Annotated in this window: 20 protein-coding genes and 3 tRNA genes; 9 read left to right on the forward strand and 14 right to left on the reverse strand. The window is 64.6% G+C overall.

The window, feature by feature from the left end:
* Positions 1–3 precede the first annotated feature (3 nt).
* Positions 4–651 carry a GntR family transcriptional regulator gene (locus C7446_RS03715; protein WP_121171398.1) on the reverse strand — a complete coding sequence of 216 codons (648 nt, stop codon included), beginning with the start codon at positions 649–651 and terminating at the stop codon, positions 4–6.
* A 244-nt stretch (positions 652–895) separates the two neighbouring features.
* Between C7446_RS03715 and C7446_RS03720 the strand changes: the two genes are divergently transcribed.
* The 7 genes from C7446_RS03720 to C7446_RS03750 all read left to right on the forward strand — a co-directional run bounded on the left by C7446_RS03720 (position 896) and on the right by C7446_RS03750 (position 7,976).
* The gene (locus tag C7446_RS03720; RefSeq protein ID WP_121171804.1) at positions 896–2,458 is read left to right on the forward strand and encodes a gamma-glutamyltransferase family protein; all 1,563 of its coding nucleotides are present in this window, start codon (positions 896–898) and stop codon (positions 2,456–2,458) included.
* 2 nt (positions 2,459–2,460) lie between these two features.
* Positions 2,461–3,039: a chromate transporter gene (locus tag C7446_RS03725; RefSeq protein WP_121171400.1), complete on the forward strand. Its 579-nt coding sequence runs from the start codon at positions 2,461–2,463 to the stop codon at positions 3,037–3,039.
* On the forward strand, positions 3,036–3,569 hold the full coding sequence (locus C7446_RS03730; RefSeq protein WP_121171402.1) for a chromate transporter: 534 nt from the start codon (positions 3,036–3,038) through the stop codon (positions 3,567–3,569). Before C7446_RS03725 ends, C7446_RS03730 begins: the two co-directional genes overlap by 4 nt.
* A 148-nt stretch (positions 3,570–3,717) precedes the next feature.
* Positions 3,718–4,743 carry a Bug family tripartite tricarboxylate transporter substrate binding protein gene (locus tag C7446_RS03735; RefSeq protein ID WP_121171404.1) on the forward strand — a complete coding sequence of 342 codons (1,026 nt, stop codon included), beginning with the start codon at positions 3,718–3,720 and terminating at the stop codon, positions 4,741–4,743.
* Positions 4,740–5,267 carry a tripartite tricarboxylate transporter TctB family protein gene (locus tag C7446_RS03740; RefSeq protein ID WP_121171406.1) on the forward strand — a complete coding sequence of 176 codons (528 nt, stop codon included), beginning with the start codon at positions 4,740–4,742 and terminating at the stop codon, positions 5,265–5,267. The genes C7446_RS03735 and C7446_RS03740 overlap by 4 nt, the downstream gene beginning before the upstream one ends.
* Positions 5,268–5,304: 37 nt before the next feature.
* The gene (locus C7446_RS03745; protein ID WP_121171408.1) at positions 5,305–6,792 is read left to right on the forward strand and encodes a tripartite tricarboxylate transporter permease; all 1,488 of its coding nucleotides are present in this window, start codon (positions 5,305–5,307) and stop codon (positions 6,790–6,792) included.
* 167 nt (positions 6,793–6,959) lie between these two features.
* The gene (locus tag C7446_RS03750) at positions 6,960–7,976 is read left to right on the forward strand and encodes a tRNA dihydrouridine synthase (protein ID WP_245977654.1); all 1,017 of its coding nucleotides are present in this window, start codon (positions 6,960–6,962) and stop codon (positions 7,974–7,976) included.
* A 71-nt stretch (positions 7,977–8,047) separates the two neighbouring features.
* Here C7446_RS03750 and C7446_RS03755 read toward each other — a convergent pair.
* The 10 genes from C7446_RS03755 to C7446_RS03800 form a co-directional block, all read right to left on the reverse strand.
* A tRNA-Arg gene (locus tag C7446_RS03755) sits at positions 8,048–8,124 on the reverse strand.
* Between the two features lie 71 nt (positions 8,125–8,195).
* Positions 8,196–8,272, reverse strand: a tRNA-Arg gene (locus C7446_RS03760).
* An 87-nt stretch (positions 8,273–8,359) separates the two neighbouring features.
* Positions 8,360–8,452, reverse strand: a tRNA-Ser gene (locus C7446_RS03765).
* Positions 8,453–8,566: 114 nt separating this feature from the next.
* Positions 8,567–8,764: a carbon storage regulator CsrA gene (gene csrA, locus C7446_RS03770; protein WP_121171412.1), complete on the reverse strand. Its 198-nt coding sequence runs from the start codon at positions 8,762–8,764 to the stop codon at positions 8,567–8,569.
* 176 nt (positions 8,765–8,940) lie between these two features.
* Positions 8,941–10,191: an aspartate kinase gene (locus C7446_RS03775; RefSeq protein ID WP_121171414.1), complete on the reverse strand. Its 1,251-nt coding sequence runs from the start codon at positions 10,189–10,191 to the stop codon at positions 8,941–8,943.
* 71 nt (positions 10,192–10,262) lie between these two features.
* A complete protein-coding gene (gene alaS / locus C7446_RS03780) occupies positions 10,263–12,872 on the reverse strand; it encodes an alanine--tRNA ligase (RefSeq protein ID WP_121171416.1) in 2,610 nt (869 codons plus the stop codon).
* 217 nt (positions 12,873–13,089) lie between these two features.
* A complete protein-coding gene (locus C7446_RS03785) occupies positions 13,090–13,554 on the reverse strand; it encodes a regulatory protein RecX (protein WP_121171418.1) in 465 nt (154 codons plus the stop codon).
* A gap of 111 nt (positions 13,555–13,665) precedes the next feature.
* Positions 13,666–14,760 carry a recombinase RecA gene (recA, locus tag C7446_RS03790; protein WP_121171420.1) on the reverse strand — a complete coding sequence of 365 codons (1,095 nt, stop codon included), beginning with the start codon at positions 14,758–14,760 and terminating at the stop codon, positions 13,666–13,668.
* Positions 14,761–14,927: 167 nt separating this feature from the next.
* Complete coding sequence (locus tag C7446_RS03795) at positions 14,928–15,422, reverse strand: CinA family protein (RefSeq protein ID WP_121171422.1); 495 nt, start codon at positions 15,420–15,422, stop codon at positions 14,928–14,930.
* A gap of 157 nt (positions 15,423–15,579) precedes the next feature.
* Positions 15,580–17,460 carry a hypothetical protein gene (locus C7446_RS03800; RefSeq protein ID WP_121171424.1) on the reverse strand — a complete coding sequence of 627 codons (1,881 nt, stop codon included), beginning with the start codon at positions 17,458–17,460 and terminating at the stop codon, positions 15,580–15,582.
* A 346-nt stretch (positions 17,461–17,806) separates the two neighbouring features.
* Here C7446_RS03800 and mutS point away from each other — a divergent pair, with 346 nt between their 5' ends.
* Positions 17,807–20,359, forward strand: coding sequence for a DNA mismatch repair protein MutS (mutS, locus tag C7446_RS03805; RefSeq protein WP_121171806.1), 2,553 nt, complete (start codon positions 17,807–17,809; stop codon positions 20,357–20,359).
* 187 nt (positions 20,360–20,546) lie between these two features.
* Positions 20,547–20,882 (forward strand): ferredoxin FdxA, encoded by a 336-nt coding sequence (fdxA, locus tag C7446_RS03810; RefSeq protein ID WP_121171426.1) that lies wholly within the window; start codon positions 20,547–20,549, stop codon positions 20,880–20,882.
* Positions 20,883–21,474: 592 nt separating this feature from the next.
* Here the strand turns inward: fdxA and eno are convergent.
* From eno to C7446_RS03825, 3 genes are all read right to left on the reverse strand, one after another.
* Complete coding sequence (eno, locus tag C7446_RS03815) at positions 21,475–22,767, reverse strand: phosphopyruvate hydratase (RefSeq protein ID WP_121171428.1); 1,293 nt, start codon at positions 22,765–22,767, stop codon at positions 21,475–21,477.
* A gap of 288 nt (positions 22,768–23,055) precedes the next feature.
* Positions 23,056–23,904 carry a 3-deoxy-8-phosphooctulonate synthase gene (kdsA, locus tag C7446_RS03820; RefSeq protein ID WP_425454104.1) on the reverse strand — a complete coding sequence of 283 codons (849 nt, stop codon included), beginning with the start codon at positions 23,902–23,904 and terminating at the stop codon, positions 23,056–23,058.
* Between the two features lie 10 nt (positions 23,905–23,914).
* Positions 23,915–25,576 carry a CTP synthase gene (locus tag C7446_RS03825; RefSeq protein WP_121171432.1) on the reverse strand — a complete coding sequence of 554 codons (1,662 nt, stop codon included), beginning with the start codon at positions 25,574–25,576 and terminating at the stop codon, positions 23,915–23,917.
* Between the last annotated feature and the right edge of the window lie 111 nt (positions 25,577–25,687).

Genomic DNA, 25,687 nt, shown 5'->3' on the forward strand with positions numbered 1-25,687 from the left:
GGTCTATTCGGTACAGCTCTGCAGCGCTACCTGCCAGGAAAGCTCGATGTGCGCCTCGAGCAGCAGGCGTGCACGCCCGGCGTCGCGGGCCAGGGCATGATCGACCAGCTGTGCGTGCTGGTCATCGAGCCATTCGCGGCGTCGCTCCGCCTGCGGCGCCAGTCGTCGATAGCGATCGAACTGGTCATAGAGCTGGTCCAGAAACCGCAGCCGCCAGGGCGAGCCGCACCCGGCCACCAGCGCGCGGTGAAAACGGGCATGCATCAGCTCCCACTGCTCATGGGCGGCGCTGTCGAAATCGCCCTGATGCCGCTTGAGGCGGTGCAGCGCGGCCACCAGCTCGGCCTCCCACTCCTGATCGCCGCGCGCGATGGCCTGCTCCAGCGCTTCCCCCTCCAGCTGCCGTCTGAGCGTGGCGACATCATCGAGCGCGGCCCGGGTCAGGCGCGGCACACGAAAGCCGCGCTGATGCGACTGTTCGAGCAGCCCGACCGCCGCCAGCCGATTGAGGGTCTCGCGCAGCGGGCTCAGCCCCACCCCGTAATGCTCCTTCAGCGCCCCGATCGCCAGTTTTTCACCGGCGGCGTAGCAGCCATTGATCAGATCGCGGCGCAGGTCGTCGTAAAGACCGGAGGCGGATTCGGCGGGCATGATGAAAAGTGGCTCTCTCAGCGGTGTGAACAGGCGTTGACAGCGTCCAGCAGGGCTCAGCATAGTAACCGACAGAAAAATCGATTTTCCGGATTCCATCGATCACGGCATCGTCGGCAGCATACATGATCATCCGGCGCCGACAACAACTCACAGGATCGCCCAGGAGACCGCCCCGGTGACGCCCTTCTCCCAGCAGAACCCCTACCCCTCACAGCGCAGCGCCACCTATGCGCGCGACGGCATGGTCGCCGCTTCCCAGCCGCTGGCAGCCCAGGCCGGCCGCGACATGCTGGCGCGTGGCGGCAACGCCGTTGATGCGGCCATTGCCACGGCAGCCGCCCTGACCGTGGTCGAACCGACCTGCAACGGCATCGGGGGTGACGCCTTCGCCCTGGTCTGGATGCGTGATGACAGCGGCCACGGCCAGCTGCACGGTCTCAACGCCAGCGGCGTAGCCCCGGCCTCGCTCACCCGCGAGGCGGTGCTCGGCGAGGGACACGAGAAGATGCCGCTCTACGGCTGGACGCCGGTCACGGTGCCCGGCGCGCCCTCCGCCTGGGCGGCGCTCTCGGAGCGCTTCGGCCGCCTCGATTTCAGCGAGCTGCTCGCCCCCGCCATCAGGCTGGCGCGTGAGGGCTTTCCGGTCTCCCCGGTGATCAGCGAACTCTGGCAGCGCGCCGAGGCCCGTTTTCGCCCGGCCTTCACCCAGGCCTCGACCCAGGCCTGGTTCGATACCTTCACGCCCCACGGCCGAGCACCGCAGCCGGGCGAGCTGTTTCGCAGCGAGGCACACGCCCGCACCCTGGAGTCGCTGGCGCAGACCCGCTGCGAAAGCTTCTATCGCGGCGAGCTGGCCGAGAAGATCGATGCCTTCTCACGTGAAACCGGGGGCTACCTGCGCGCCGGCGATCTCGCCGCCCACCGGGCGGAGTGGGTCGAACCGATCTCGACCAACTATCGCGGCGTCGATGTCTGGGAGATTCCGCCCAACGGTCAGGGGCTTGTGGCGCTGATGGGGCTCAACATCATGAGCGGCTATGACGACCTGCACGGGCGTGACGACGCAAGCGTGCTGCACCGCCAGTGCGAGGCGATGAAACTCGCCTACACCGATGGTCATCGCTTCATCGCCCATGCCGAGTACATGCGCACCCCGGTGGCCGCCCTGCTCAGCCAGGAGTATGCCGCCACCCGGCGCAATCTGATCGGCGAACAGGCGCTCGATCCCTTCCCCGGCGAGCCCGAAGCCGGCGGCACCGTCTACCTCGCCACCGCCGACGGCGAGGGCAACATGGTGTCCTTCATCCAGAGCAACTTCCACGGCTTCGGCTCGGGCGTGGTGGTGCCGGAGACCGGCATTGCCCTGCACAACCGCGGTCACGGCTTCACCCTCGACCCCGATCACGACAACACCCTCGTCCCCGGCAAGAGGCCGTTTCACACCATCATTCCGGGTTTTCTCACCCGCCAGGGCGAGGCCCTCGGCCCATTCGGGGTGATGGGCGGCTTCATGCAGCCCCAGGGGCACATGCAGGTGGTGATGAACCTGCTCGATTTCCACCTCAATCCGCAGGCCGCGCTCGATGCACCGCGCTGGCAGTGGATGGGGGGCCGTCGGATCGGCATCGAACACGGCTATCCGGCCCACCTGGTACGCGAGATGGCCGCCCGCGGTCATGACATGGAACTGGCCTTCGACCCGACCGGCTTCGGCCGCGGCCAGATCATCATTCGCGATCCACGGACCGGCGTTCTCTGCGGTGGCACCGAGCCGCGTACCGACTCCGCCATCGCGGTACTCTGATCATGAGTGCAGCGTGGCAAACCCAGGGCCGTCTCTGCCTGGCCTTCCTGCGGATCGGCCTGCTGGGCTTCGGGGGCGGCCCGTCGATGATTCCGCTGGTGCATGCCGAGGCGGTCAAGCGTTACCAGTGGATGGACGAGGACGAGTTCTCCGACGTGCTGGCCATCGGCAATACCCTGCCGGGGCCGATCGCCACCAAGATGGCCGGCACCATCGGCCATCGGGTCGGCGGCCTGTTCGGCGCCCTCAATGCCACCCTGGCCGTGATGGTCCCCTGCATCATCGCCATGATTGCCCTGCTCGGGCTCTACATGGTGCATCGTGACGAACGCTGGATTGCCGGCATGGGCCAGGGCGTGGTGCCGGTCGTGATGATCATGATGGTACAGCTGACCTGGGATTTCTGGCAGAAGGCGCGCCGCTCGCTGGGCTGGTGGCTCGCCGCGCTGATGGGGCTGGCAGCCGCCGGCCTGATCTTCGTACTGGACGTTCATCCGGGGCTCGTGATTGCCGCCCTGCTGATCGCTGCCCTGCTGCGGCCCGAGCCGCAGCGCCGCCGGAAGAAGGAGCCGACCGGATGATCTACTGGCAGCTGTTTCTGGCCTTTTTCATTCCCAACATCATCGGCTATGGCGGCGGCCCGGCGATCATTCCGCTGATCGAAAACGAGGTGGTCGGGCACTACGGCTGGATGAGTGCCGAACACTTCGCCCAGACGCTGGCGCTGGGCAATGCGCTGCCCAGCCCGATCGCCACCAAGATGGCCGGCTACATCGGCTTCGATGTGGCCGGCACCCCCGGCGCACTGATTGCCGTCTTCGCTACCGTGGCACCGTCGCTGATGCTGATGCTGGTCGCCCTCGGTGTGCTCTACCGCTTTCGCGATTCGATCAAGGTGAAATCGATGAGCCAGTGGGTCCGGCCGGTGATCATGGTGCTGATGGGCGCCCTGGTGTGGTCCTTCTTTCAGGAAGGGGTGCAGGGCCCGGGGCTGTGGCAGACGCTGGGGATCGGGGCCGTCGCTGCGATCCTGCTGATGGGGACGCGACTGCATCCGGCTTTCGTGGTCTGCCTCGGACTCGGCTACGGCGCCCTTTTCCTGGGCCAGTGAACCTTCGGACAGACACTTCATCAACCCTCGGGGAGGCCGCTCAACACAACGTCCACCGCAGGACGTTCACCACCGATTGCCGATCCCGGCTGATGGACCGCCATGACAGCCGGGTCGTTTCGCACCCCAGACCAACAAGGACAACATCATGCGATTCAACACCCTGAAAACGCGGACAGAACCCCATGACAATACCGGCGCCACCCCGCTGCGCTGGCGACGCCCGCTGACCGCGGCGCTGGCCCTGGGCCTTTCACTGGGCGCCGCACTGCCGACGACCCAGGCGCAGGCGGCAGATGACTACCCGAGTCAGGCCGTGCAGTTCATCGTGCCGTGGTCGCCGGGCGGCGGCAGTGACACCCTGATGCGGGTGGTCTCCAATCACATCGAGCCCTATCTCGGCCAGCCGATGCCGATCATCAATCAGCCGGGGGTCAGCGGCACCCTGGGGCTCAAGCAGCTCAGCCGGAAGGACGCCGACGGCTATACCGTGGGCCAGGTGCATGAAGGCCTGCTGGTCTCCCATGACACCGGGCTGACAGCGCTGAATCACGATGACTTCGCACCGGTCGCCGCGATGACCTCATCACCGCAGTATCTGGTCGTCAATGCCGACAGCCCATGGCAGAACTGGGATGACTTCGTGACCTACGCGAAGGCGCACCCGGGCGAGATCCGCATGGGCGTCACCCTGGGCGGGGTCCCGCACGTGGATGCCGCCATGATCGAGGATGCCGGGAACCTGCAGTTCCATTATGTCGGTTTCGAAGGCACCGGGGCGCGCATTCGGGCCCTGGTGGGCGGGCATATCGATGCCGCAATCGGTGACATTTCCTCCTCGCTCGAGTTCGTCAGGAACGGGGACCTGCGCTTTCTCGCCGTGGGCAGCGACGAACGGCTCGAACGTACCCCCGATGTCCCCACTTTCAAGGAGCTGGGCGAGGATATCGAGCTGAACGTGGTACGCGGCATCGTGGCCCCGAAAGGCACCCCCGATGCGCGTATCGAGACACTGGCGCAGGCACTCAAGAGAGAGTCGCAGGACGAGGCGTTCATCGAGGGCTTGCATAATGCCGGCGCCGAGGTCAGATACATGGGCCCCGAAGCCTACGGCGACTATCTCGCCGAAACGGATGACACCTTCAACCGGCTCTCCGGGAAGCTGAAGAAATGAGCGCCGACCCGACGTCGACCGCCCGGTCCGATTCGGACCGGGCGCGTGGCAGCGCGCTAGCCCATGTCATCTTCAATGCCCTGCTGGCGATCGGATTTGCCCTGCTGTTTTGGCGGGCCGGCGATCTGCCTGCTTCCATGTGGGAACCACTGGGCTCGGGCAGTTTTCCACGCCTGGTGCTGGGAGCGCTGATCTGTTTCAACCTGGCCATCATCGTGGAACAGCTGCGGCGGCTGCCACACACCTCAGCGCTCGCCCCGGGCAGCATTCGCCGGTGGCTCTGGCAGCACCGGCTGGCCCTGGCAGTGCTGGCCCTGCTGACCCTCTATCTGCTGGCCCTGCCCTGGCTGGGGTTTGCGCTGGCATCGCTTTCGTTTCTGCTGGCCACCCAGATCCTGCTGGGCGCACGCAGCCCACGCCGCCTGGGTGTGGCGGGCGTGATTGCGCTGGTGTTCTCCTTCGGTCTGGCATGGGTGTTCGCTGACGTCTTCGGCATCATGCTGCCCGCCGGCGTGCTGGGCTGAAGCCACTGACAACAACAAGGCTTCCAGGAGATCAACAATGGATGCGCTACTCAGCAGCATCGATCAACTCTTCACCCTGAGCACCCTGCTCACCATGCTGATCGGGGTCATCGCCGGGGTGGTGGCGGCTGCCATTCCCGGTTTCACGATTACCATGGCGATCGTGCTGACCCAGCCGCTGACCTTTCAGATGCCCCCGCTGCAGGGCATCGCTACCATGCTGGCCGTCTATGTCGGCGGTTCCACGGGCGGATTGATCAGTGCTGCGCTGCTCGGCATACCGGGTACCCCCTCTTCGGTCGCGACCACCTTCGATGCCTACCCCATGGCACGCAACGGTGAACCCGGCCGAGCCCTGGCCATCGGTGTCTGGGCCTCGTTCTTCGGCGCCGTCATCAGTGCCATTGTCCTGATCCTGGCCGCGCCACCGCTGGCGCTGGTCGCCGTCAAACTGGGGGCATGGGAGTACTTCTCCCTGATCGTGTTCGCCATGACAGTGGTCGCCAGCCTGGTGGGCCGTTCGGTGCTGCGGGGTCTGATGAGCGGGCTGCTGGGACTGCTGCTTGCCAGCATCGGCCCCGACCCCATGATGGGCATCCCCCGCTTTACCTTCGATACCGATCTGCTGGCCGCCGGCTTTCCGTTTCTGGTGGTGCTGATCGGCATCTTCGCTGTCAGTCAGTTGCTCGGCGAAGTGGAAGACGCCGATCAGGTGCGTCATGGCAAGGCGCTGATTGCGAGTCAGGTCTCGTTTCGCCCACTGGATGCTCTGCGCGAAACGCTGATGCGCCCTCTGGGGCTGCTGCGCTCCTCGCTGGTCGGGGTCTTCATCGGCGCGGTGCCCGGAGCCGGCGGAAGCATTGCCAACCTGATTGCCTATGATCAGGCCCGCCGGGCGTCGAAGACCCCGGAGAAATTCGGTACCGGCACGGCCGAGGGGGTGGTCGCCTCGGAATCCGGCAACTCCTCGACCGCCGGCGGCGGACTGATTCCACTGATCGCGCTGGGGATTCCGGGTAGCGCCGTGGATGCCGTACTGATGGCGTCACTGATGATTCATGGCATCAGCATCGGCCCGCGGCTGATCATGGATCACGCTGACCTGGTTTATGGCATGTTCCTGGCCATGTTCGTGGCCGCCTTTCTGATGCTGGCCGTCTGCATGACCAGCATGCGCCTCTTTTTGAAGGTCACCCGCGTGCCCAGGTATGTCATCGTGCCGGTGGTCCTGACCTGCTGCGTGATCGGAGCCTATGCGCTCAACAACCGCCTGACCGATGTCTACCTGCTGCTGGGCGTCGGCCTGCTCGGCTATATCCTGAACAAGCTGCACTACCCACTGGCCCCCCTGGTGCTGGGGGTTATCCTGGGGCCGATTGCCGAAACCAACCTGCGCCGCGCCCTGATGACCAATGAGGACTGGAGCCTGTTCTTCACCCGCCCGATCTCCCTGGCCCTGCTGACACTGGCCGTGATTTCGGTGGTGATGACCCTGCGCCATCGCTGGCGAACACGCAGCGCCTGAGCCCGCCTGCCGGAGCGCCCCCCCGTCTGGCCCGTCACCCGACGGGCCTTTTCAGTGCCCTCATCAGGGCCGCCTGACGGTCATGAACGCAGGCGGCAGCTGATGTATCATGCGCGGGATCATCATGCGTCATCACGACGCCCACTCACGCCGCTGCGTTGCCTCCCATGTCATCCACTTCTGCTGTCGGCCGTATCGGTCTGGCGCCCATGGAGGGCGTGATCGATGTCATCACCCGGGATCTGCTGACCGCCAGGGGCGGCTTCGACTGGGTGGTCACCGAGTTCGTGCGGGTCACCGACACCCGGCTGCCGCCGCGCGTCTTTCACCGCCTCTGTCCCGAACTCGCAGCCGGCGCCGCCACACCTTCCGGCACCCCGGTGCATCTGCAGCTGCTGGGCTCCAATCCCGAAAAGCTGGGAGACAATGCCCGCCATGCCGCCGAACTCGGCGCTCCCTGCATCGACATGAACTTCGGCTGTCCGGCCAAAACGGTCAATCGTCACGATGGCGGGGCCTCGCTGCTGCAGACGCCACGGCGGGTCGAGGCCGCCGTGGCCGGGGTTCATCGGGCACTGGAAGGCAGCGGTATTCCGGTGACGGCCAAGCTCCGGCTGGGCTTCGAGGACAAGCGGCTGGCCGTGGACTGCGCCCGGGCCGCCGAGGCGGGCGGCGCGGCCTCGCTGGTGGTGCATGCGCGTACCCGGCGCGAGGGCTATCGCCCGCCGGCCCACTGGCGATGGGTACGCCGCATTCGCCAGCGGGTCGGCATCGACACCGTGGTCAACGGTGATATCTGGACACTCGAGGAGTATCAGCGTGCGCGGGCCATTTCCGGCTGTCGCCACGTCATGCTGGGGCGCGCAGCGCTGGCTGATCCTCTGCTGGCGGCACGCATTCACCACTGGCAGGCAACCGGCGAGGTGCTGCCGGCCACACGCTGGCAGGATCGCTGCGCGATTCTCGAGGAATATGCCCGCCGGGCCGGCAGGGCCGTACCGGACAAGGTGGTGGTCTCACTGCTGAAGCAGTGGCTCAACATCATGCGCCAGCATGATCGTGAAGCCGGGGAACGCTTTGTCGAACTCCGCCGCATTCGGGAACTGACGCCCTTCCTGACAGCGCTTGGCGCTCCCCTCGTGGCACAGGCCGAGGACACGCCACCGCCCCGGCAGCCAGCCTGACCGGGGCCTCGGACAGGGGCCGGCATCCCTGAAACGAGAAAACCCTGCCATGAGGCAGGGTTTTCGGAATCTGGTGCGCCCGGGAGGATTCGAACCTCCGACCACCTGATTCGTAGTCAGGTACTCTATCCAGCTGAGCTACGGGCGCTTTTGATATTTTTGGCAGGATCGACGCCTGTATTCGGCTTGCCACTTCCGGCCTGAGCAGGGTTTTCACGATGGTGCGCCCGGGAGGATTCGAACCTCCGACCACCTGATTCGTAGTCAGGTACTCTATCCAGCTGAGCTACGGGCGCTTAACAGAAAACCGTTACTCATGAAGACGCATGCAAAATAGCTGATGGTCAGCAACTGCTACGTTGACGTCTGCAACGATACCGAAATGGCGGAGAGAGAGGGATTCGAACCCTCGATAGGGCTACTAACCCTATACTCCCTTAGCAGGGGAGCGCCTTCAGCCACTCGGCCACCTCTCCTTGATCGGTACGGCGCGCATATTACAAAACTGATCGCGCCCTGTCCAGAGATTGATAAAAATTCCTTTGGCAACCGGGGGATACCCCGGACGAAACAGCTCGCTGAAGCGGGTTTCAGCGCTCCTCGTCGCCGGCTTCATCCTCGGTCTTCTCGGTCTGAATGCGCTGGTAGATTTCCTCGCGGTGTACCGAGACATTGCGTGGCGCATTGACACCGATACGCACCTGATTGCCCTTTACCCCCAGCACGGTCACGGTGATGTCATCACCGACCATGAGGGTTTCGCCGACACGGCGAGTCAGAATGAGCATTATGACCTCCCTTTCACGAATACTTCCTGCGCACGGATTACGAGTTACAGTTGGCAATCAAGCGTCGCATTATGCGTCATCTACGCCTGTCAAACCAACCTGGGTTAACCAATTGCGCTCCCTTGACGCACTCCGTGCGACCGACGCCGCACTCCAGCGGCGTCGCACAGGCACGCTCACCCTTCCTGACGGATGTTCTGCTGATCCAGTCCGAAAGCGGTATGCAGCGACCTGACTGCAAGCTCGAGAAACTTTTCGTCGATAACGACCGAAATCTTGATCTCTGAAGTGGACACCATCCGGATGTTGATGCCCTCCTGACCGAGCACCCCGAACATGCGGGTCGCCACGCCGGCGTGCGAGCGCATCCCGACCCCGACCAGCGAGACCTTGGCAATCCTGTCATCGCCGCGCACTTCACCGCTGCCGAGGCTCGGCAGCACCTGCTGCTCGAGAATCCGCTGGGTCTGCCGGAAATCGCTCTTCGCCACCGTGAAGGTGAAATCGGTGTAGTCACCGGTAGGCGCCACGTTCTGCACGATCATGTCGACCTCGATCCCGGCATCGGAGATCGGCCCCAGAATCTTCAGTGCCACCCCCGGCACATCGGGCGTGTTGAGCACGGTCAGCTTGGCTTCGTTGGTATTGAAGGCGATACCGGAGATCAGCGGTTCTTCCATGTTGGCACTCTCTTCCTCTTCAGCAACGATCAGGGTACCCGGCCCCTCCTCGAAGGAGGAAAGCACGCGCAGCGGAACATTGTACTTGCCGGCAAACTCGACAGCCCGGATCTGCAGTACCTTCGATCCGAGGCTCGCCATCTCCAGCATCTCCTCGACGGTAATCGTCTCCAGCCGTCGCGCGGCGCTGCAGACACGCGGGTCGGTCGTATAGACACCGTCGACGTCAGTGTAGATCTGGCACTCGTCAGCGCCCAGGGCCGCGGCCAGCGCCACCCCGGTGGTATCCGAGCCGCCCCGTCCGAGGGTGGTAATGTTGCCCTCCTCGTCGACGCCCTGGAAACCGGCCACCACCACGACCTGACCATCGTCGAGATCGGCGCGGATGTCGTCGGTCTCGATCTTCTGAATGCGGGCCCGGGTGTGGGCACTGTCGGTCTGAATGCCGACCTGCGCGCCGGTGTAGGAAGTCGCTGCCACCCCCAGGCGGTGAAGCGCCATCGCCAGCAGCGAAATGGTGACCTGTTCGCCGGTCGAGACCAGCATGTCCATTTCGCGCGGGGTGGGGTCATCGTTGATCTGACCGGCCAGCTCGATCAGACGGTTGGTTTCGCCGCTCATCGCGGAGACCACGACCACCACCTGATGGCCCTCGCTGCGAAAGCGCTGGACCCTTTCGGCCACGGCCTTGATCCGGTCCACCGAACCTACCGATGTCCCCCCGAACTTCTGTACATAGAGCGCCATAGCTGTTCCGTCACTCCCTGTTGGTAACCCTTCGGCGACCGGATACCGATCCCGCCGCGGCTGTTGTTGGCTCAGTTGTGGCTGAGCTGTGACTTCACCCATTCGCTCACGCTGTCCAGCGCCTGCGGCAGGGCCGCAGGGTCACTGCCACCGGCCTGGGCCATGTCGGCGCGGCCGCCACCGCGACCGCCCACCTGACCGGCCACGACATTGATCAGCTCGCCGGCACTGAGCCGATCGGTCAGATCCTTCGTGACCCCGGCGATCAGATTGACCTTGCCCTCACCGGCCACGCCGAGCACCACCACTCCGGACCCCAGCTTCTGCTTGAGCTGATCGAGCATCCCGCGCAGGTCCCGGACGCCCACGCCTTCGAGCTGGCGGGAGATGACCCTGACGCCGTTCACCTCGACGGCCTCGTCCACCAGATCATTGCCGGCCCGGCTGGCCAGCTTGCCACGCAGCTGTTCCAGCTCGCGCTCCAGCTCGCGGTTGCGCTCGAGCAGGCCGTCCAGTCTCGATTCGAGCTGATCGGGATGCTCCCGCAGCTGCTCCGCCAGCGCATTCAGCTGCTGCTCCCGGGCGCGGAAATGCGCCAGCGCCGCTGTCCCGGTGAGCGCCTCGATCCGCCGGACACCGGCCGCCACGCCGCTTTCGGCCACCAGATGGAAGGGGCCGATCTGACCGGTTCGCTGCACATGGGTGCCCCCGCACAGCTCGATCGAGAAGTGTTCGGTGCCCATGGTGAGTACGCGGACATCCTCGCCGTAGCGGGCCTCGAACAGTGCCCTGGCGCCCAGCGCCTTCGCTTCATCAAGACTCATCTGCTGGGTGGTAACCGGTGTATCGGCCATGATTTCAGCGTTGACCATCGCTTCGACCTGCGCCAGCTCCGCAGGCGAAATGGACTCGAAATGGCTGAAGTCGAATCTCAGCCGATCGGGTCCGACCAGCGATCCCTTCTGCTGCACATGATCGCCCAGCACACGGCGCAGTGCCTCGTGCAGCAGGTGGGTTGCCGAGTGGTTGCGCATGATCGCCTGGCGCCGGTCGGCAGCCACCAGCGGTGTGACCCGGTCCCCTACACGCAGGACACCGGCGTTCAGGCAACCGGCATGCAGGTGGTGGTCGTTCTGTTTGCGGGTATCGCTGACCTCGAAGCGGGCCTGTTCGGTCACGAGCGTCCCGGTGTCGCCGACCTGCCCCCCTGCCTCGGCGTAGAAGGGAGTCTGCGACAGGATGATGGTGCCGTGGCTGCCGGCCTCGAGCCGCTCGCAGCGCTCGCCGTGCTCATCCAGCAGCGCCACGATGTCGGCTTCATCACGCAACCGGTCATACCCGGTGAATTCGGTACGCCCTTCGAGGTTGAGTTCGCTGACCTGGTCCGCACCGAACCGGCTGGCCGCACGCGCCCGCTCCCGCTGGGCCTCGAGCTCACGCTCGAAACCGGCCTCGTCAAGCGCCACGCCGCGCTCGCGGGCGATGTCCGCGGTCAGATCAAACGGAAAGCCATAGGTGTCATAGAGCTTGAAGATGGTTTCGCCATCGAGGGTATCGCCCGAAAGCGCATTCAGGGCCTCATCCAGCAGGCGCATGCCGTGGTCGAGGGTGCGCGCGAACTGCTCCTCTTCGCGCAGCAGGATCTTCTCGATCTGGCCGGCCCGCTCGCGCAGGGCGGGATAGGCCTCGCCCATCTCGACATCGAGATCGGCTACCAGCTTGTGGAAGAAGGGATCACGGGCACCCAGCTTGTGACCGTGACGCACGGCACGGCGGATGATGCGCCGCAGCACATAGCCGCGCCCCTCGTTGGAAGGCAGTACCCCATCGACAATCAGGAAGGCGCAGGAGCGGATGTGATCGGCAATCACCCGCAGCGACGGCTGGTCGGGATCGCTCTGCCCGGTGGCCCGGGCGGCGGCCTTGATCAGATTGACGAACAGATCGATCTCGTAGTTGGAGTGCACGCCCTGTGCCACGGCCGCCATGCGCTCCAGCCCCATGCCGGTGTCGATGGAGGGGCTGGGCAGCGGATGGAGCGTGCCATCACTGTCGCGATCGTACTGCATGAAGACCAGATTCCAGATCTCGATGTAGCGATCGCCATCCTCGTCCGCGGAGCCGGGCGGGCCACCGAAGACATCCGGGCCGTGATCGTAGAACACCTCCGAGCAGGGGCCGCAGGGTCCGGTATCCCCCATCTGCCAGAAGTTGTCCTCGTCGAGTCTCGCCAGGCGCTCGGCCGGCACGCCGATCTCGTTGATCCAGATATCGGCCGCTTCGTCATCGCTATGGTGTACCGTGACCCAGAGCTTTTCCGCCGGCAGTCCGAGCACTTCGGTCAGAAAGCGCCAGGCATACTGGATCGCTTCACGCTTGAAATAGTCCCCGAAGCTGAAATTGCCGAGCATCTCGAAGAAGGTGTGGTGACGTGCGGTATAGCCGACGTTGTCGAGATCGTTGTGCTTGCCGCCCGCCCGCACGCAGCGCTGTGCCGAGGTGGCCCGCACATAGGGGCGCTGATCGCGACCGAGAAAGACCTCCTTGAACGGCACCATGCCGGCATTGGTAAACAGCAGGGTGGGGTCGTTCTCCGGCACCAGCGAGCTCGAGGGTACCAGGGTGTGGCCGCGCTCTTCGAAGAAGTTGAGAAAGGCTTTTCGTATCTCGGCGCTTTTCATAGATGTTCCGTGAGCGATGGAAGGGCTGGATGCGTGGCCGCCGTGCCATGTTCGGCCACGCTTCTCCGGGCGCGCAGCTTGAGCGGCGCTCGCGGATACCATTCGTTCGTGACGCCATCATGTTAGCGTCCATGCAACCGAACAGTATAACGACTTCACATCCTGACTAAAGCGCCGGAGACTTGCGACCCGGCAATCGCTTTCGCTCACGTCATGATCAATGCCCTTCCGGGGTTTCCCAGGCCTGGTCGAGGGCATGATACCCCTGTTCACCATCGAAACCCCGCGACGCCAGAAAGCGTAGCCTTCTGGCCTGCTCACGCCGATCACTGCCGGGCCCCTCGAAGCGCCGTCGCAGCGCCTGGCAGGCCAGCTCGAACCAGTCCGTTGCGCTCTGTGCCAGGGTCTCGCCGATCAGGGCCGTGTCGAGGCCGCGCTGGCGCAGTTCGGACTCGATCCGGCGCGGCCCCTGCAGCCGATTGATCCGCGAGCGCACAAACTGCTCGGCAAACCGCGCATCGGATTGCAGCCCTTCGGCCTGCAGGGTACTCAGCACCTGCTCGATCACCTCGGGCTCGTGCTCGCGGCGCGCCAGCCGTTCACGCAGTTCGAAAGCCGAATACTCCCGGCGAGCCAGCAGCACGATGGCGTCCTCGCGCGGGTCCCGCTCTGTTTCGCTCATGCCTGTCTCCCGTCTGCGTCTGGCATACATCAAAAGGGGGTGTGCGCCTCTGGCGCACACCCCCTCTGGCTGTGTCACTGCCCGGGCCCGGCCGGGAGCCGTGACAGTCGCTTACATCAGCTCGTCCTGATCATCGGCATCGGCCGAGGCTTCCGGCACCTCGCCCTCCTGCTTGTCCTGCTCGGCCTGCTCGGCCTTCTCGCGGGGGCCGGGCTGGACCAGCAGCTGAGCGCGGATGGCATCCTCGATCTCCTGCATGGTCTCGGGATTGTCCTCGAGATACTGGGCCGCATTGGCCTTGCCCTGACCGATCTTGTTGCCCTGGTAGCTGTACCAGGCCCCCGCCTTGCTGACCAGGTTGCACTGCACGCCGAGATCGACCACTTCGCCGGCATGATAGATCCCCTTGCCATAGAGGATCTGGAACTCGGCCTGCCGGAAGGGCGGCGCCACCTTGTTCTTGACCACCTTGACGCGCGTCTCGTTGCCGACGGCCTCGTCGCCCTGCTTGACCGACCCGGTGCGCCGGATATCGAGACGCACGCTGGAGTAGAACTTCAGCGCGTTGCCGCCGGTGGTGGTCTCGGGGTTGCCGAACATCACGCCGATCTTCATGCGGATCTGGTTGACGAACATCACCATGCAGTTGGCGTTCTTGATGTTGCCCGTCACCTTGCGCAGCGCCTGCGACATCAGTCGCGCCTGCAGACCCACGTGGGCATCCCCCATCTCGCCCTCGATCTCGGCGCGCGGCGTCAGGGCAGCCACCGAGTCGACCACGATCACGTCGACGCCGCCGGAGCGTACCAGCATGTCGCAGATTTCCAGCGCCTGCTCGCCGGTATCCGGCTGCGACACCAGCAGGTCGTCAATGTTGATGCCGAGCTTCTCGGCATAGGTGGGGTCCAGCGCATGCTCGGCGTCGATGAAGGCACAGGTCTTGCCCTGCTTCTGCGCCTGGGCGATCACCGACAGCGTGATGGTGGTCTTGCCCGACGCCTCGGGGCCGAAGATCTCGACAATCCGGCCATAGGGCAGCCCACCAACCCCCAGGGCGATATCCAGTCCCAGCGAACCGGTCGACACCGAGGGTACGGCCACCCGCGGCGCTTCGCCCATACGCATCACCGCACCCTTGCCGAACTGGCGCTCGATCTGGGAAAGCGCCGCATTGAGCGCCTTGGTGCGATTTTCATCCTGAGCCATGGAGTCCTCCTGTCAATTCATGGCAAGGGAGTCGTCCGACAGGACCGGATGCGTGCAGCAGGACTGGAACCCATCGGCATCGAACGGCTCGGCATGTCTGTATACTTATCCAGTATTTTAAAGCAAAAACGGCGCGGCGCACAGCCGGCATACCACGTGAAAATTCTTCATCCGCGCGCCTCGAGCAGTGCGCTCATGCCTTCCAGCGCCCGAATCACGGCAGCCCGGCGAACCTCATCGCGATCCCCGGCAAAACAGTGGCACTCGGCTCTGGCTTCGGTGCCATCCTGCCAGGCCAGCCATACGGTACCGACCGGCTTGTCGTCGGAACCGCCCTCAGGGCCGGCAATGCCACTGATGGCCACGCCCAGTTCGGCCCCGCTGGCGGCACAGGCGCCGGCGACCATTTCCCGCACCACAGCTTCACTGACCGCCCCGAAGCGTTCCAGCGAGGCCGCGGAAACGCCCAGCAGTTGCTGCTTGGCCGCATTGGAATAGGTCACGTAGCCGGTGCCGAACCAGCCCGAACTGCCGGCCACCGCGGTAATCGCCTCGGCCACCCCGCCACCGGTACAGGACTCGGCCGTGACCACATGGCAGTCATGGCGGCGGCACTGCTCACCCAGCGTTACGGCCAGGCTGCGGATCGTCTCGTCGGTCATGCTCTACTCCCGCGCTGATGGCCCGGTAACCACAGCTGCATACATTAGCACAGCGACGGCGACAACAGCGCCTCCCGGCCAGCCCCGCAAGGATGACCGACACAAAAGGGCCCCGACATCCGTCGGGGCCACGGCAACATGATATCGCAGGCGGTGCTTACCAGCTGTTGACCAGCATCATGTCGAAGCTGTCGGGGATGACCGGCTCACCGGTCGACCGATCGTGAAAGTAGAGCCGAAAGCCCTTGCAGACCCCGTAGGAGCTCCAGGAACCACTGTAGGCATCAATGACCTCCCAGTGATCGAAATCGACCCCGGTATCATTGGTGGTGACCCAGAGACGCGGGCTGCGGGTTTCCATGTGATTGTTATAAACCTGGATGGCATTGTCCTTCACTTCGCTGACATCGAAGTAGGCGCTTTCGTCTTCCCCCTGACCGGCTTCATAGGCACCACTCCAGTGGATGATGAACGGCATGGCCGAGGGCACCCGACGCACCTTCTTCTGCCCGCTGTTGTCCGGATCGGTATTCAGTACCGGCACTCTGGCACGGAACATGTTCATGCGATCCGGCTGCAGCTCAAGCGAGGTATCCACCTCCTGATCACGCAGCTTGCTGACCGGGTAGTTCAGGATCGGCTTGTTGTTCTCGTTGCTGATCGCGCCGTCGCCCTGGCGGATATTGATATAGCCATTGCTGGCGCGCAGGTTGACGGCATTGCTCGAATTCAGACCGATATCGGCGCCACCGTTGCGATTGGATGTGGAATTGATGGCCAGCTCCACCCGGCCCTTCCAGTCATCGAGATACTGCTGCAGCCCGTCGGTTCGAAGGGCGACCCCTGAACCGGTGGCCTCGCTGACGATCACCTTGTTGGTGTCCAGGTTGACCCCGCCGAAGCGGTTGTCGTACTTGTGATCCGAAGGGGCCAGGGTATTGATCCAGCCGCCGCCGTGGAAGTTGTTGCCGGCGGCCCAGTTCTCCCGGTTCTGCTGATAGGTGGTGTTGTCGATGATGCGAACGGGGTCATCCTCGTTGCCACCGCCCTCGATCCAGTTGGTCACGAAACCACAGTTGAAGATCACCTGGGCCACGACCATGGAGCCGCTGCACGCCTCCCAGGTGTTGTTGCTGAACTGGGAGCCCCACAGCTGGCCGGCACAGTTCATCAGATGGCCGACGTACTGGCAGAGGTTGGCGGTAAAGGTATAGGTGGTGACGATTTCGCCTTCGCCATGCGTTCGTACGGCATTCTGGCAGCCGATGAAGTGGCAGTAGACGATGTCGATGTTGGCCCCCGCCCAGACCAGAATGCCGTCATTGGGCATGTTGAACGAGCAGCGGGTGATCTTGTTGACGTAACCGTCCAGCTCCAGGGCGTGATAGACATGACCATCGCGCTGCTCATCCGGACCGAAGAAGGCCAGCCCTTCCGCCATGTAGACATGCGAGAACATGGCGCCATCGACTTCCGGACCGGGCTTGATCGCCGCCCGGTCACGGAAGTAGCCGAAGTGCGACCACATCCGCGAACGCAGGATCATGCGGGCCTCGCCCTGGCGCGTCACCGTACCATCACTGGCAACGGCAGAGACCGGCTGCATGCTCACCGTGCGATCGATCAGGAACACGCCCTCGTTGGGAAAGACGATGGTACCGGTCAGGCCGGAATCGACGATCCGCTGCACGGCATCGGCCGAGCCGGTCGCCCCGGTGGGATCGGCCCCCCAGAGCAGCACATCGCCCTTTTCCTTTGTGCCCCACTCGCGCCGGAAACGATCGCCGCTTTCAGTGACGATGAGGGAGCCGCCATCATCCCGGCCGGTGGCATTATCGGGCTCGTGATAGAACAGCCCACCCCCGTAGCCGCGTACGGTGTGGTACTCGACCCAGATCCGCTCGCCGGCGGTTTCGGGCGTGGTCTGGCGCAGGGCCTCGATGTTTTTCACCAGGCGGGCGGTGGCGCCCCGCGCCTCGCCTTCCTCGATGGTGACGGTGACCTGGGCATTGCTGGCGGTATATTGCTGTGCAGACATGACAGTCTCCCTGAAAGCTGTTGCTGCTGCCGACTCGTGTCGACAGTCGTTGTTGTGTCCGGACACGGCTTCAGGGTGAGACAGAACCCCGAACTTTCATACAGTTCATTGCATGGCTTACACCATGCCACCGCCAGCCCGGCTCATCCGCTCCGCGTGTCTTGCGCCCGGCCACCGTTACCGCCCCTGCTGATCATTCAGCGCTCATGATAACCTTGTACCATCGCAAGGAATGAGGCGATGCCGGGCCCGACCCGGTGGCCCCATTCGCTCTCCGGCAAACCGATCAACAGTGCGGGAACCCCGATTGAACGTGGCTCAGGACGACCTTACCCGGCACACGCCGATGATGGCGCAGTACCTGCGCATCAAGCGCGAGCATCCGGACATTCTGCTGTTCTACCGCATGGGAGATTTCTACGAACTCTTTTATGAGGATGCCCGGCGTGCCGCCAGCCTGCTCGATATCACGCTGACCGCCCGCGGCCAGTCGGCCGGCGCCTCGATCCCCATGGCGGGCGTGCCCTACCACAGCGCGGAAGCCTATCTGGCCCGCCTGGTGAAGGCCGGCGAATCGGTCGCGATCTGTGAACAGATCGGCGACCCCGCGACGGCCAAGGGGCCGGTCGAACGCCGCGTGGTACGCATCGTAACGCCCGGTACCCTGCATGACGAGGCCCTGCTCGATGAGCGGCGCGACAACCTGCTGGTGGCCCTGCACCCCCACGGTGACCAGTGGGGCATGGCCTGGCTGGAACTCTCCAGCGGTCGGTTCAACGTGCTCGAGGTCGAGAGCGAAGCCGACATGCTCGCCGAACTCCACCGGCTCGATCCCGCCGAACTGCTGGTGGCGGAATCGCTGCGACTGCCCGAGACCCTGACATCGCGTCCCGGGCTGCGGCGCTGGCATGACTGGCACTTCGATTACGAGACCGCCCAGCGTCTGCTGTGCGACCAGTTCGGCGTTCAGGATCTGCAGGGCTTCGGCTGCGCTCATCTGACCCGGGCGATTGTCGCCGCCGGCGTGCTGATCGATTACGCCCGTGACACCCAGCGCTCGCGCCTGCCCCATGTGGCCGGGCTGAGCGTGGAGGCGCGCGACGAGGCCGTGGTGATCGACGCTGCCAGCCGGCGCAATCTGGAGATCGATACCAATCTCGGCGGTGGACGCGACAACACCCTGGCCAGCGTGCTGGATACCACCTCGACCCCGATGGGATCACGTCTGCTGCGCCGCTGGCTCAACCGGCCACTGCGCGACCGCAGCCGGATCGAGGCCCGCCAGGCGGCCGTGAGCGCCCTGATCGACGGTGACCGCATCGAGCCCTTCCGCGAGCTGCTGGGACGCATCGGCGATGTCGAGCGCATTCTCGCCCGGGTGGCCCTGCTCAGCGCGCGACCGCGCGATCTGGCCCGCCTGCGCGATGCCCTGGCCACCCTGCCCGAACTGGCGTCGCAGCTGATCGACTTCGCCCCGGAGACCGCCATCGACGAGCTGCGTCATCACCTCGTGCCCTGGCCGGAACTGGCCGATCTGCTCGCGCGCGGCATTGTCGATAACCCGCCGGTGGTCATCCGTGACGGCGGGGTGATGCGCGAGGGGTTCGACGACGAGCTCGATGAGCTGCGCGCGCTGCATGAAAATGCCGGTGACTATCTCGTCCGGCTCGAAACCCGCGAGCGCGAGCGTACCGGTCTGCAGGGGCTCAAGGTCGGCTACAACCGGGTGCATGGCTACTACATCGAGATTCCCCGCGCCCAGGCGCGCGAGGCGCCCACGGACTATATCCGCCGCCAGACGCTCAAGAATGCCGAGCGCTTCATCATCCCCGAGCTCAAGGAGTTCGAGGACAAGGCACTGTCGGCCAAAACCCGGGCCCTGGCCCGCGAAAAAATGCTCTATGACACTCTGCTGGAGCGTCTCAATGCCGAACTGCAGCCGCTGCAGGCCACCGCCCGGGCGCTGGCCAGCCTGGATGTGCTGACTGCCTTCGGCGAGCGCGCCGAGAGCCTGATGCTGACCCGCCCGGTGATGCGGGATGAGCCGGGACTGAACATCGAGGTGGGCCGCCACCCGGTGGTCGAACAGGTCTCCCAGCACCCCTTCGTGCCCAACGGCCTGCGCCTGGACGAGCAGACCCGCATGCTGGTGATCACCGGCCCCAACATGGGCGGCAAGTCCACCTTCATGCGACAGAACGCACTGATCGCCCTGCTGGCCCACACCGGCGCCTTCGTCCCGGCGGAGCGGGCCGAAATCGGCCTGGTCGATCGCATCTTCACCCGCATCGGCTCCTCCGACGACCTGGCCGGCGGCCGCTCGACCTTCATGGTGGAGATGACCGAAACCGCCAGCATCCTGCACAACGCCACGCGCGAGAGTCTGGTGCTGCTGGACGAGATCGGCCGCGGCACCAGCACCTTCGACGGCCTGTCGCTGGCCTGGGCCACGGCCGAACACCTGATCGAGGCCGGTGCCCTGACCCTGTTCGCCACCCACTACTTCGAGATGACCTCGCTGGCCGAGCAGTTCGACAGGGTCGACAACGTCCACCTCACCGCCACCGAACACGGGCACGACATCATCTTCATGCACCGGGTGGAGGCCGGACCGGCCAGCCAGAGCCACGGCCTGCAGGTGGCGCAGCTGGCCGGCGTGCCACCGGCGGTCATCGAACGGGCCCGGGTCCGGCTGGCGGAGCTCGAGGCGCAGGAGTTCGATCATGCACCTGCGCCCCGAGCCCACAGCGACCGCACGGCGCCTCCCGATCCGGTGCAGTCGGACCTGTTCTCCGCCGCCCCCCACCCGGTCCTCGAGGCCCTCGGGGAGCTCGATCTCGACGCCCTGACCCCGCGCGAAGCCATGGCCCTGCTCTATGAGTGGCGCGATCGCCTGTGACGGGCGCTGCAGAGGGCCGGCACGCTTGTCGAAATGCGGCCGGCCCCACTAGAATATGCCCCCTTTCATGCCTTCGTGTCGTCGGGCCAGCCAGGGGCCGATGACACCTGTGCGCGGCCGGAACCTGCCTCCGGCATGCCCGGACGCGATGGCGTTCGGCACCCACCATCTTCAGGGAGCCTGCGACATGACGTTCGTTGTGACCGAAAGCTGCATTCGCTGCAAATACACCGACTGCGTGGAAGTCTGCCCGGTCGACTGCTTCTATGAAGGACCCAACTTCCTGGTCATTCACCCGGACGAGTGTATCGACTGCGCCCTCTGCGAGCCCGAGTGCCCCGTCAATGCCATCTACTCCGAGGACGAGGTGCCGGCGGACCAGGAGGATTTCATCGAACTCAACGCCGAGCTGGCCGAAAGCTGGCCGAATATCAACGAGCGCATCGATCCACCGGCGGATGCCGATGAGTGGAAGGATGTGAAGGAGAAGCGCGATCAGCTCGATCGCAATCCGCCGGCCTGAACCGGGCCCGGCAGTGCCGCTCGGCACGCTGCCTGGTCATGCGCGGGTCATGACTGACCGGCCATGACATGATTCACCGGACATGAAAAGGGCGGCCGCAGCCGCCCGTACCTCCTTCGTCCGTGTCGAGCAATTCCCTTTGCTCATATCCGTTGGCGACGTCCCTGCGCGGAATCGCGCTTCCTGCGCTACCGCGCGCGCCATTGCAATCCCTTTGCCCGATCGTCGTCCTGACCTCCCGGACTCTCCCTCGTCCGGGCGGGAATCCTTCCCGCAGGGGCAAGTAGTGGTGATCAGCAGGGCTGATGAGCGAATCCCGATGCCGTGTCAGTCTGCTGGCGAATGAAGGTCATCCATCACGGCTTTCATCCTGAAAAAACCTGATAATCAATGACTTGAGAGAGGAAAGAGTGAAGTGGGGAAGCGACTTCGCATCGCCTCCGGATATGGCTCATGTTGGTATCTGCCCGACCGGGGGTCAAGCAAAGCCGGGGGCTGTAGCAGGGATCAGGTCGCCATCATGAAAAAATCCGGCCGAATGGCTCGGCCGGATTAAATCCCGTAATTGAAGATTGATTCAGGTTATCAAAAACTACTGGCCCTTGATCTCGGAACGGCCCTGATAACGCGCCTGATCCCCCAGCTGGTGCTCGATGACCAGCAACCGGTTGTACTTGGCCACCCGATCACTGCGCGACAGCGAGCCGGTCTTGATCTGTCCGGCACGCGTGCCGACGGCCAGATCGGAAATGAAGGTGTCTTCGGTCTCGCCGCTGCGGTGCGAGATGATGGCCGTATAGCCGGCATCGCGCGCCATGCGCACGGCTTCCAGGGTTTCGGTCAGCGAGCCGATCTGATTGACCTTGATCAGGATCGAGTTGCCCACACCCTTTTCGATCCCTTCCTTCAGGATCCGGGTATTGGTGACGAACAGGTCGTCGCCGACCAGCTGTACCCGACTGCCCAGCCGATCGGTCAGCAGCTTCCAGCCATCCCAGTCGGACTCATCCAGCCCGTCCTCGATCGACACGACCGGGTAGTCGTTGACCAGCTGTTCCAGATACTCGACAAAGCCTTCGCTGGAATAGCTGCGGTTTTCGCCGGAGAGCTGATACTGCCCATCGCGGTAGAATTCCGAGGCGGCGCAGTCCAATGCCAGGGTAATGTCGCGATCCAGGGTGTAGCCGGCGTCACTGACTGCCTGCTTGATGGCTGCCAGCGCATCGGCGTTGGAATCCAGATCGGGGGCGAAGCCGCCCTCGTCGCCCACGGCAGTCGACAGCCCGCGACCGGCCAGCACCTTCTTGAGGGCATGAAACACCTCGGCCCCCATGCGCAGACCTTCGGCAAAGGTCGGGGCGCCGACGGGCTGGATCATGAACTCCTGGATATCGACGTTGTTATCGGCATGCTCGCCCCCGTTCATGATGTTCATCATCGGCAGCGGCATCGAATACTGACCCGGCGTGCCATAGAGATCGGCCACGTGGGCATAGAGCGGCACGCCCTTCTCCCGGGACGCCGCAACGGCCACTGCCAGCGAAACCGCCAGAATGGCATTGGCCCCCAGGTTCCCCTTGTTGTCGGTGCCATCCAGCTCGCGCATGGCATTATCGATTGCCTGCTGGTCCAGCGCATCCATGCCCTTGAGATGCCCGGCAATCCGGGTATTGATGCCTTCAACGGCTTTGGTAACACCCTTGCCCAGATAGCGTGACTTGTCGCCATCGCGCAGTTCCAGCGCCTCGCGCGACCCGGTGGAAGCCCCGGATGGTGCGCCGGCACTCCCCCGGGCGCCACTCTTGAGCGTCACCTCGGCGAACACGGTGGGATTGCCACGGGAATCGAGGATCTCGAGCGCCTGGATATCAACAATTTCTGCCATCATGAGCGTCCCTGGTGGAGGTTGAGTGAAACGGAACAATAGCCCGGGACAGTGTTGCAGCAACAGCGTACCGCGTCAGTCGCCAGGGTTCCTTCGCCGACCAGGATAGCACGCCCGGGCGCCCTCATGCCCGTCATGGTGAACGAACCTGCGCCAATCCGGTGCCCTGGCCGAAGGGAGCTCGGCTGTCACTTCGGGCGTGATGCCGCCGGGGCCCTTGCAACGAAAGGGGGCACCGCCGATCACGATGCCCCCCTGCTGCGATGCTGCCGACCTGTCCGGGTCGGCTCAGCCCGCCTCGAACGGTGCCAGCCCCTTCACGGTGCGATCGAGCAGCTGAATCTGCTCGAGAAAGGCCGGCAGCCGGTCCAGCGGCAGCGCACAGGGACCATCACACAGCGCCTGATCGGGGTCGGGATGGGCCTCCACGAACAGTCCCGCCAGCCCGACGGCCACGCCGGCCCGGGCCAGATCGGCGACCTGGGCGCGGCGACCGCCGGCACTGTCGGCCCGCCCCCCGGGCTGCTGCAGCGAGTGGGTGACGTCGAACACCAGCGGATAGCCGGTCGACTTCATGGTGGCGAAGCCCAGCATATCCACCACCAGGTTGTTGTAGCCGAAGCTCGAGCCACGTTCGCACAACGTCAGCTGCTCGTTACCGGCCTCGCTGAACTTGGCAATGATATGACGCATCTCGTGCGGGGCGATGAACTGCGGCTTCTTGATATTGATCACCGCACCGGTTTCGGCCATGGCCACCACCAGATCGGTCTGGCGGGCAAGAAACGCCGGCAGCTGAATCACGTCGCAGACCTCGGCCGCCGGCGCGGCCTGGGCCGGCTCATGCACGTCGGTCAGGACCGGCACATCGAAGCGGGTGCGGATCTCGTCGAGGATCGCCAGCCCCTTTTCGAGGCCGGGGCCGCGAAAGGAGTGGATCGAGCTGCGATTGGCCTTGTCGAAGCTGGCCTTGAACACCCAGGGCATGCCGAGCCGCCGCGCGGCCTGGGCCCAGCCATCAGCCACCTCGATCGCCAGCTCGCGCGACTCCAGCACGTTCATGCCGCCGAACAGCGCCAGGGGCTGGTCATTGGCCAGGCGCACACCCCCGATATCGATCACACGCTGAGCACTCATGTCCTGTGAATCAGCCATCGTCCCTCCCCTGGGCCTTCTGGTTGCGCGCTGCGCGATGGGTCAGCGCGGCGTTGACAAAGCCGGTGAACAGCGGATGGCCGTCTCGCGGCGTGGAAGTGAATTCCGGATGGAACTGACACGCCACATACCAGGGGTGATCGGGCAGCTCGATCATCTCGACCAGGGCGTTATCGACGCTGCGCCCCGAAATGACCAGCCCGGCGCGCTCGAGGTCATCAATGAACTGCTCGTTGATCTCGTAGCGGTGCCGGTGGCGCTCGACGATGGCTTCCGAGCCGTAGGCCTCATGCGCCCTCGAGCCTGCCTTCAGATTGCAGCTCTGGCCCCCCAGGCGCATGGTGCCACCGAGATCGGACGCCTCATCGCGCACTTCGATACGCCCTTCCGGGGTGATCCATTCGGTAATCAGCCCGACCACCGGATGGCGGGTATCATGGGTGAATTCGGTCGAATTGGCATCCCCCCAGCCGGCGATATGGCGGGCAAACTCGATCACCGCCACCTGCATGCCCAGGCAGATGCCCAGGTAGGGAATGCCGTGTTCGCGGGCGTAGCGAGCGGTGGCGATCTTGCCCTCGACCCCGCGCGAGCCGAAGCCCCCGGGCACCAGGATGGCATCCTTGCCCTCGAGCCGGCCCACGCCGTCGCGCTCGATATCCTCGGAGTCGATGTAGTCGATGTTGACCTTCACCCGGGTCTGGATGCCGGCGTGAATCAGCGCCTCGTTGAGCGACTTGTAGGCGTCCAGCAGCTCCATGTACTTGCCGACCATGGCAATGTTGATGGTCTTGAGCGGATTGAGCTTGGCATCCAGCACGCGCACCCACTCGGACAGATCGGCCTGCGGCGCCTCGATGCGCAGCTTGTCACAGATGATCTCGTCCAGGCCGAAATCATGCAGCATCAGCGGAATCCGATAGATGGTATCGGCATCCTGCATGGGGATGACCGCCCGCTGCTCGACGTTGGTGAACAGCGCGATCTTGTGACGCTCGCCCTGCTCCAGCTCGACCTCGCTGCGGCAGACCAGGATGTCCGGCTGGATGCCGATCGAGCGCAGCTCCTTGACGCTGTGCTGGGTCGGCTTGGTCTTGGTCTCGCCGGCGGTCTTGATGTAGGGCACCAGGGTCAGATGCAGAAACAGCGCGCGGCTCGCCCCGACCTCGGTGCGCAGCTGGCGGATGGCTTCCAGAAACGGCAGCGATTCGATGTCGCCGACCGTGCCACCGATCTCGACCAGCGCCACGTCGTATCCTTCGCCACCGGCCTTGATCCGCCGCTGGATCTCGTCGGTGATGTGGGGAATGACCTGTACCGTGCCGCCCAGGTAGTCGCCACGGCGCTCCTTGCGCAGGACATGCTCGTAGACCCGACCGGTGGTGAAGTTGTTGGCCTGGCTCATGCGCGAGCGGATGAAGCGCTCGTAGTGGCCCAGATCAAGGTCGGTTTCGGCACCATCCTCGGTGACAAACACCTCGCCGTGCTGGAAGGGGCTCATGGTGCCCGGATCGACGTTGATATAGGGATCGAGCTTGAGGATCGTGACCTTCAGGCCACGCGCTTCCAGGATGGCGGCCAGGGAGGCGGCGGCGATGCCCTTGCCGAGAGAAGACACAACGCCACCGGTCACGAAGATATATCGCGTCGTCATGGAGGGAACCTGTCGGATGCTGAACGACGGCCCGCGCGGAGTGGCAGACCAGGATGGGACGCCAGTCTAAACGAAACGCGGGAAGCGCTCAATTCACCCTGTCCCCGGGAT

Source organism: Kushneria sinocarnis (assembly GCF_003633775.1).
In the GTDB taxonomy this organism is placed as follows: domain Bacteria; phylum Pseudomonadota; class Gammaproteobacteria; order Pseudomonadales; family Halomonadaceae; genus Kushneria; species Kushneria sinocarnis.

Excerpts from the sequence above, each read along its gene's own strand:
- C7446_RS03715 (WP_121171398.1), bottom strand. The coding sequence starts at position 651 with ATGCCCGCCGAATCCGCCTCCGGTCTTTACGACGACCTGCGCCGCGAT.
- C7446_RS03720 (WP_121171804.1), top strand. The coding sequence starts at position 896 with ATGGTCGCCGCTTCCCAGCCGCTGGCAGCCCAGGCCGGCCGCGACATG.
- C7446_RS03725 (WP_121171400.1), top strand. The coding sequence starts at position 2,461 with ATGAGTGCAGCGTGGCAAACCCAGGGCCGTCTCTGCCTGGCCTTCCTG.
- C7446_RS03730 (WP_121171402.1), top strand. The coding sequence starts at position 3,036 with ATGATCTACTGGCAGCTGTTTCTGGCCTTTTTCATTCCCAACATCATC.
- C7446_RS03735 (WP_121171404.1), top strand. The coding sequence starts at position 3,718 with ATGCGATTCAACACCCTGAAAACGCGGACAGAACCCCATGACAATACC.
- C7446_RS03740 (WP_121171406.1), top strand. The coding sequence starts at position 4,740 with ATGAGCGCCGACCCGACGTCGACCGCCCGGTCCGATTCGGACCGGGCG.
- C7446_RS03745 (WP_121171408.1), top strand. The coding sequence starts at position 5,305 with ATGGATGCGCTACTCAGCAGCATCGATCAACTCTTCACCCTGAGCACC.
- C7446_RS03750 (WP_245977654.1), top strand. The coding sequence starts at position 6,960 with ATGTCATCCACTTCTGCTGTCGGCCGTATCGGTCTGGCGCCCATGGAG.
- csrA (WP_121171412.1), bottom strand. The coding sequence starts at position 8,764 with ATGCTCATTCTGACTCGCCGTGTCGGCGAAACCCTCATGGTCGGTGAT.
- C7446_RS03775 (WP_121171414.1), bottom strand. The coding sequence starts at position 10,191 with ATGGCGCTCTATGTACAGAAGTTCGGGGGGACATCGGTAGGTTCGGTG.
- alaS (WP_121171416.1), bottom strand. The coding sequence starts at position 12,872 with ATGAAAAGCGCCGAGATACGAAAAGCCTTTCTCAACTTCTTCGAAGAG.
- C7446_RS03785 (WP_121171418.1), bottom strand. The coding sequence starts at position 13,554 with ATGAGCGAAACAGAGCGGGACCCGCGCGAGGACGCCATCGTGCTGCTG.
- recA (WP_121171420.1), bottom strand. The coding sequence starts at position 14,760 with ATGGCTCAGGATGAAAATCGCACCAAGGCGCTCAATGCGGCGCTTTCC.
- C7446_RS03795 (WP_121171422.1), bottom strand. The coding sequence starts at position 15,422 with ATGACCGACGAGACGATCCGCAGCCTGGCCGTAACGCTGGGTGAGCAG.
- C7446_RS03800 (WP_121171424.1), bottom strand. The coding sequence starts at position 17,460 with ATGTCTGCACAGCAATATACCGCCAGCAATGCCCAGGTCACCGTCACC.
- mutS (WP_121171806.1), top strand. The coding sequence starts at position 17,807 with ATGATGGCGCAGTACCTGCGCATCAAGCGCGAGCATCCGGACATTCTG.
- fdxA (WP_121171426.1), top strand. The coding sequence starts at position 20,547 with ATGACGTTCGTTGTGACCGAAAGCTGCATTCGCTGCAAATACACCGAC.
- eno (WP_121171428.1), bottom strand. The coding sequence starts at position 22,767 with ATGGCAGAAATTGTTGATATCCAGGCGCTCGAGATCCTCGATTCCCGT.
- kdsA (WP_425454104.1), bottom strand. The coding sequence starts at position 23,904 with ATGAGTGCTCAGCGTGTGATCGATATCGGGGGTGTGCGCCTGGCCAAT.
- C7446_RS03825 (WP_121171432.1), bottom strand. The coding sequence starts at position 25,576 with ATGACGACGCGATATATCTTCGTGACCGGTGGCGTTGTGTCTTCTCTC.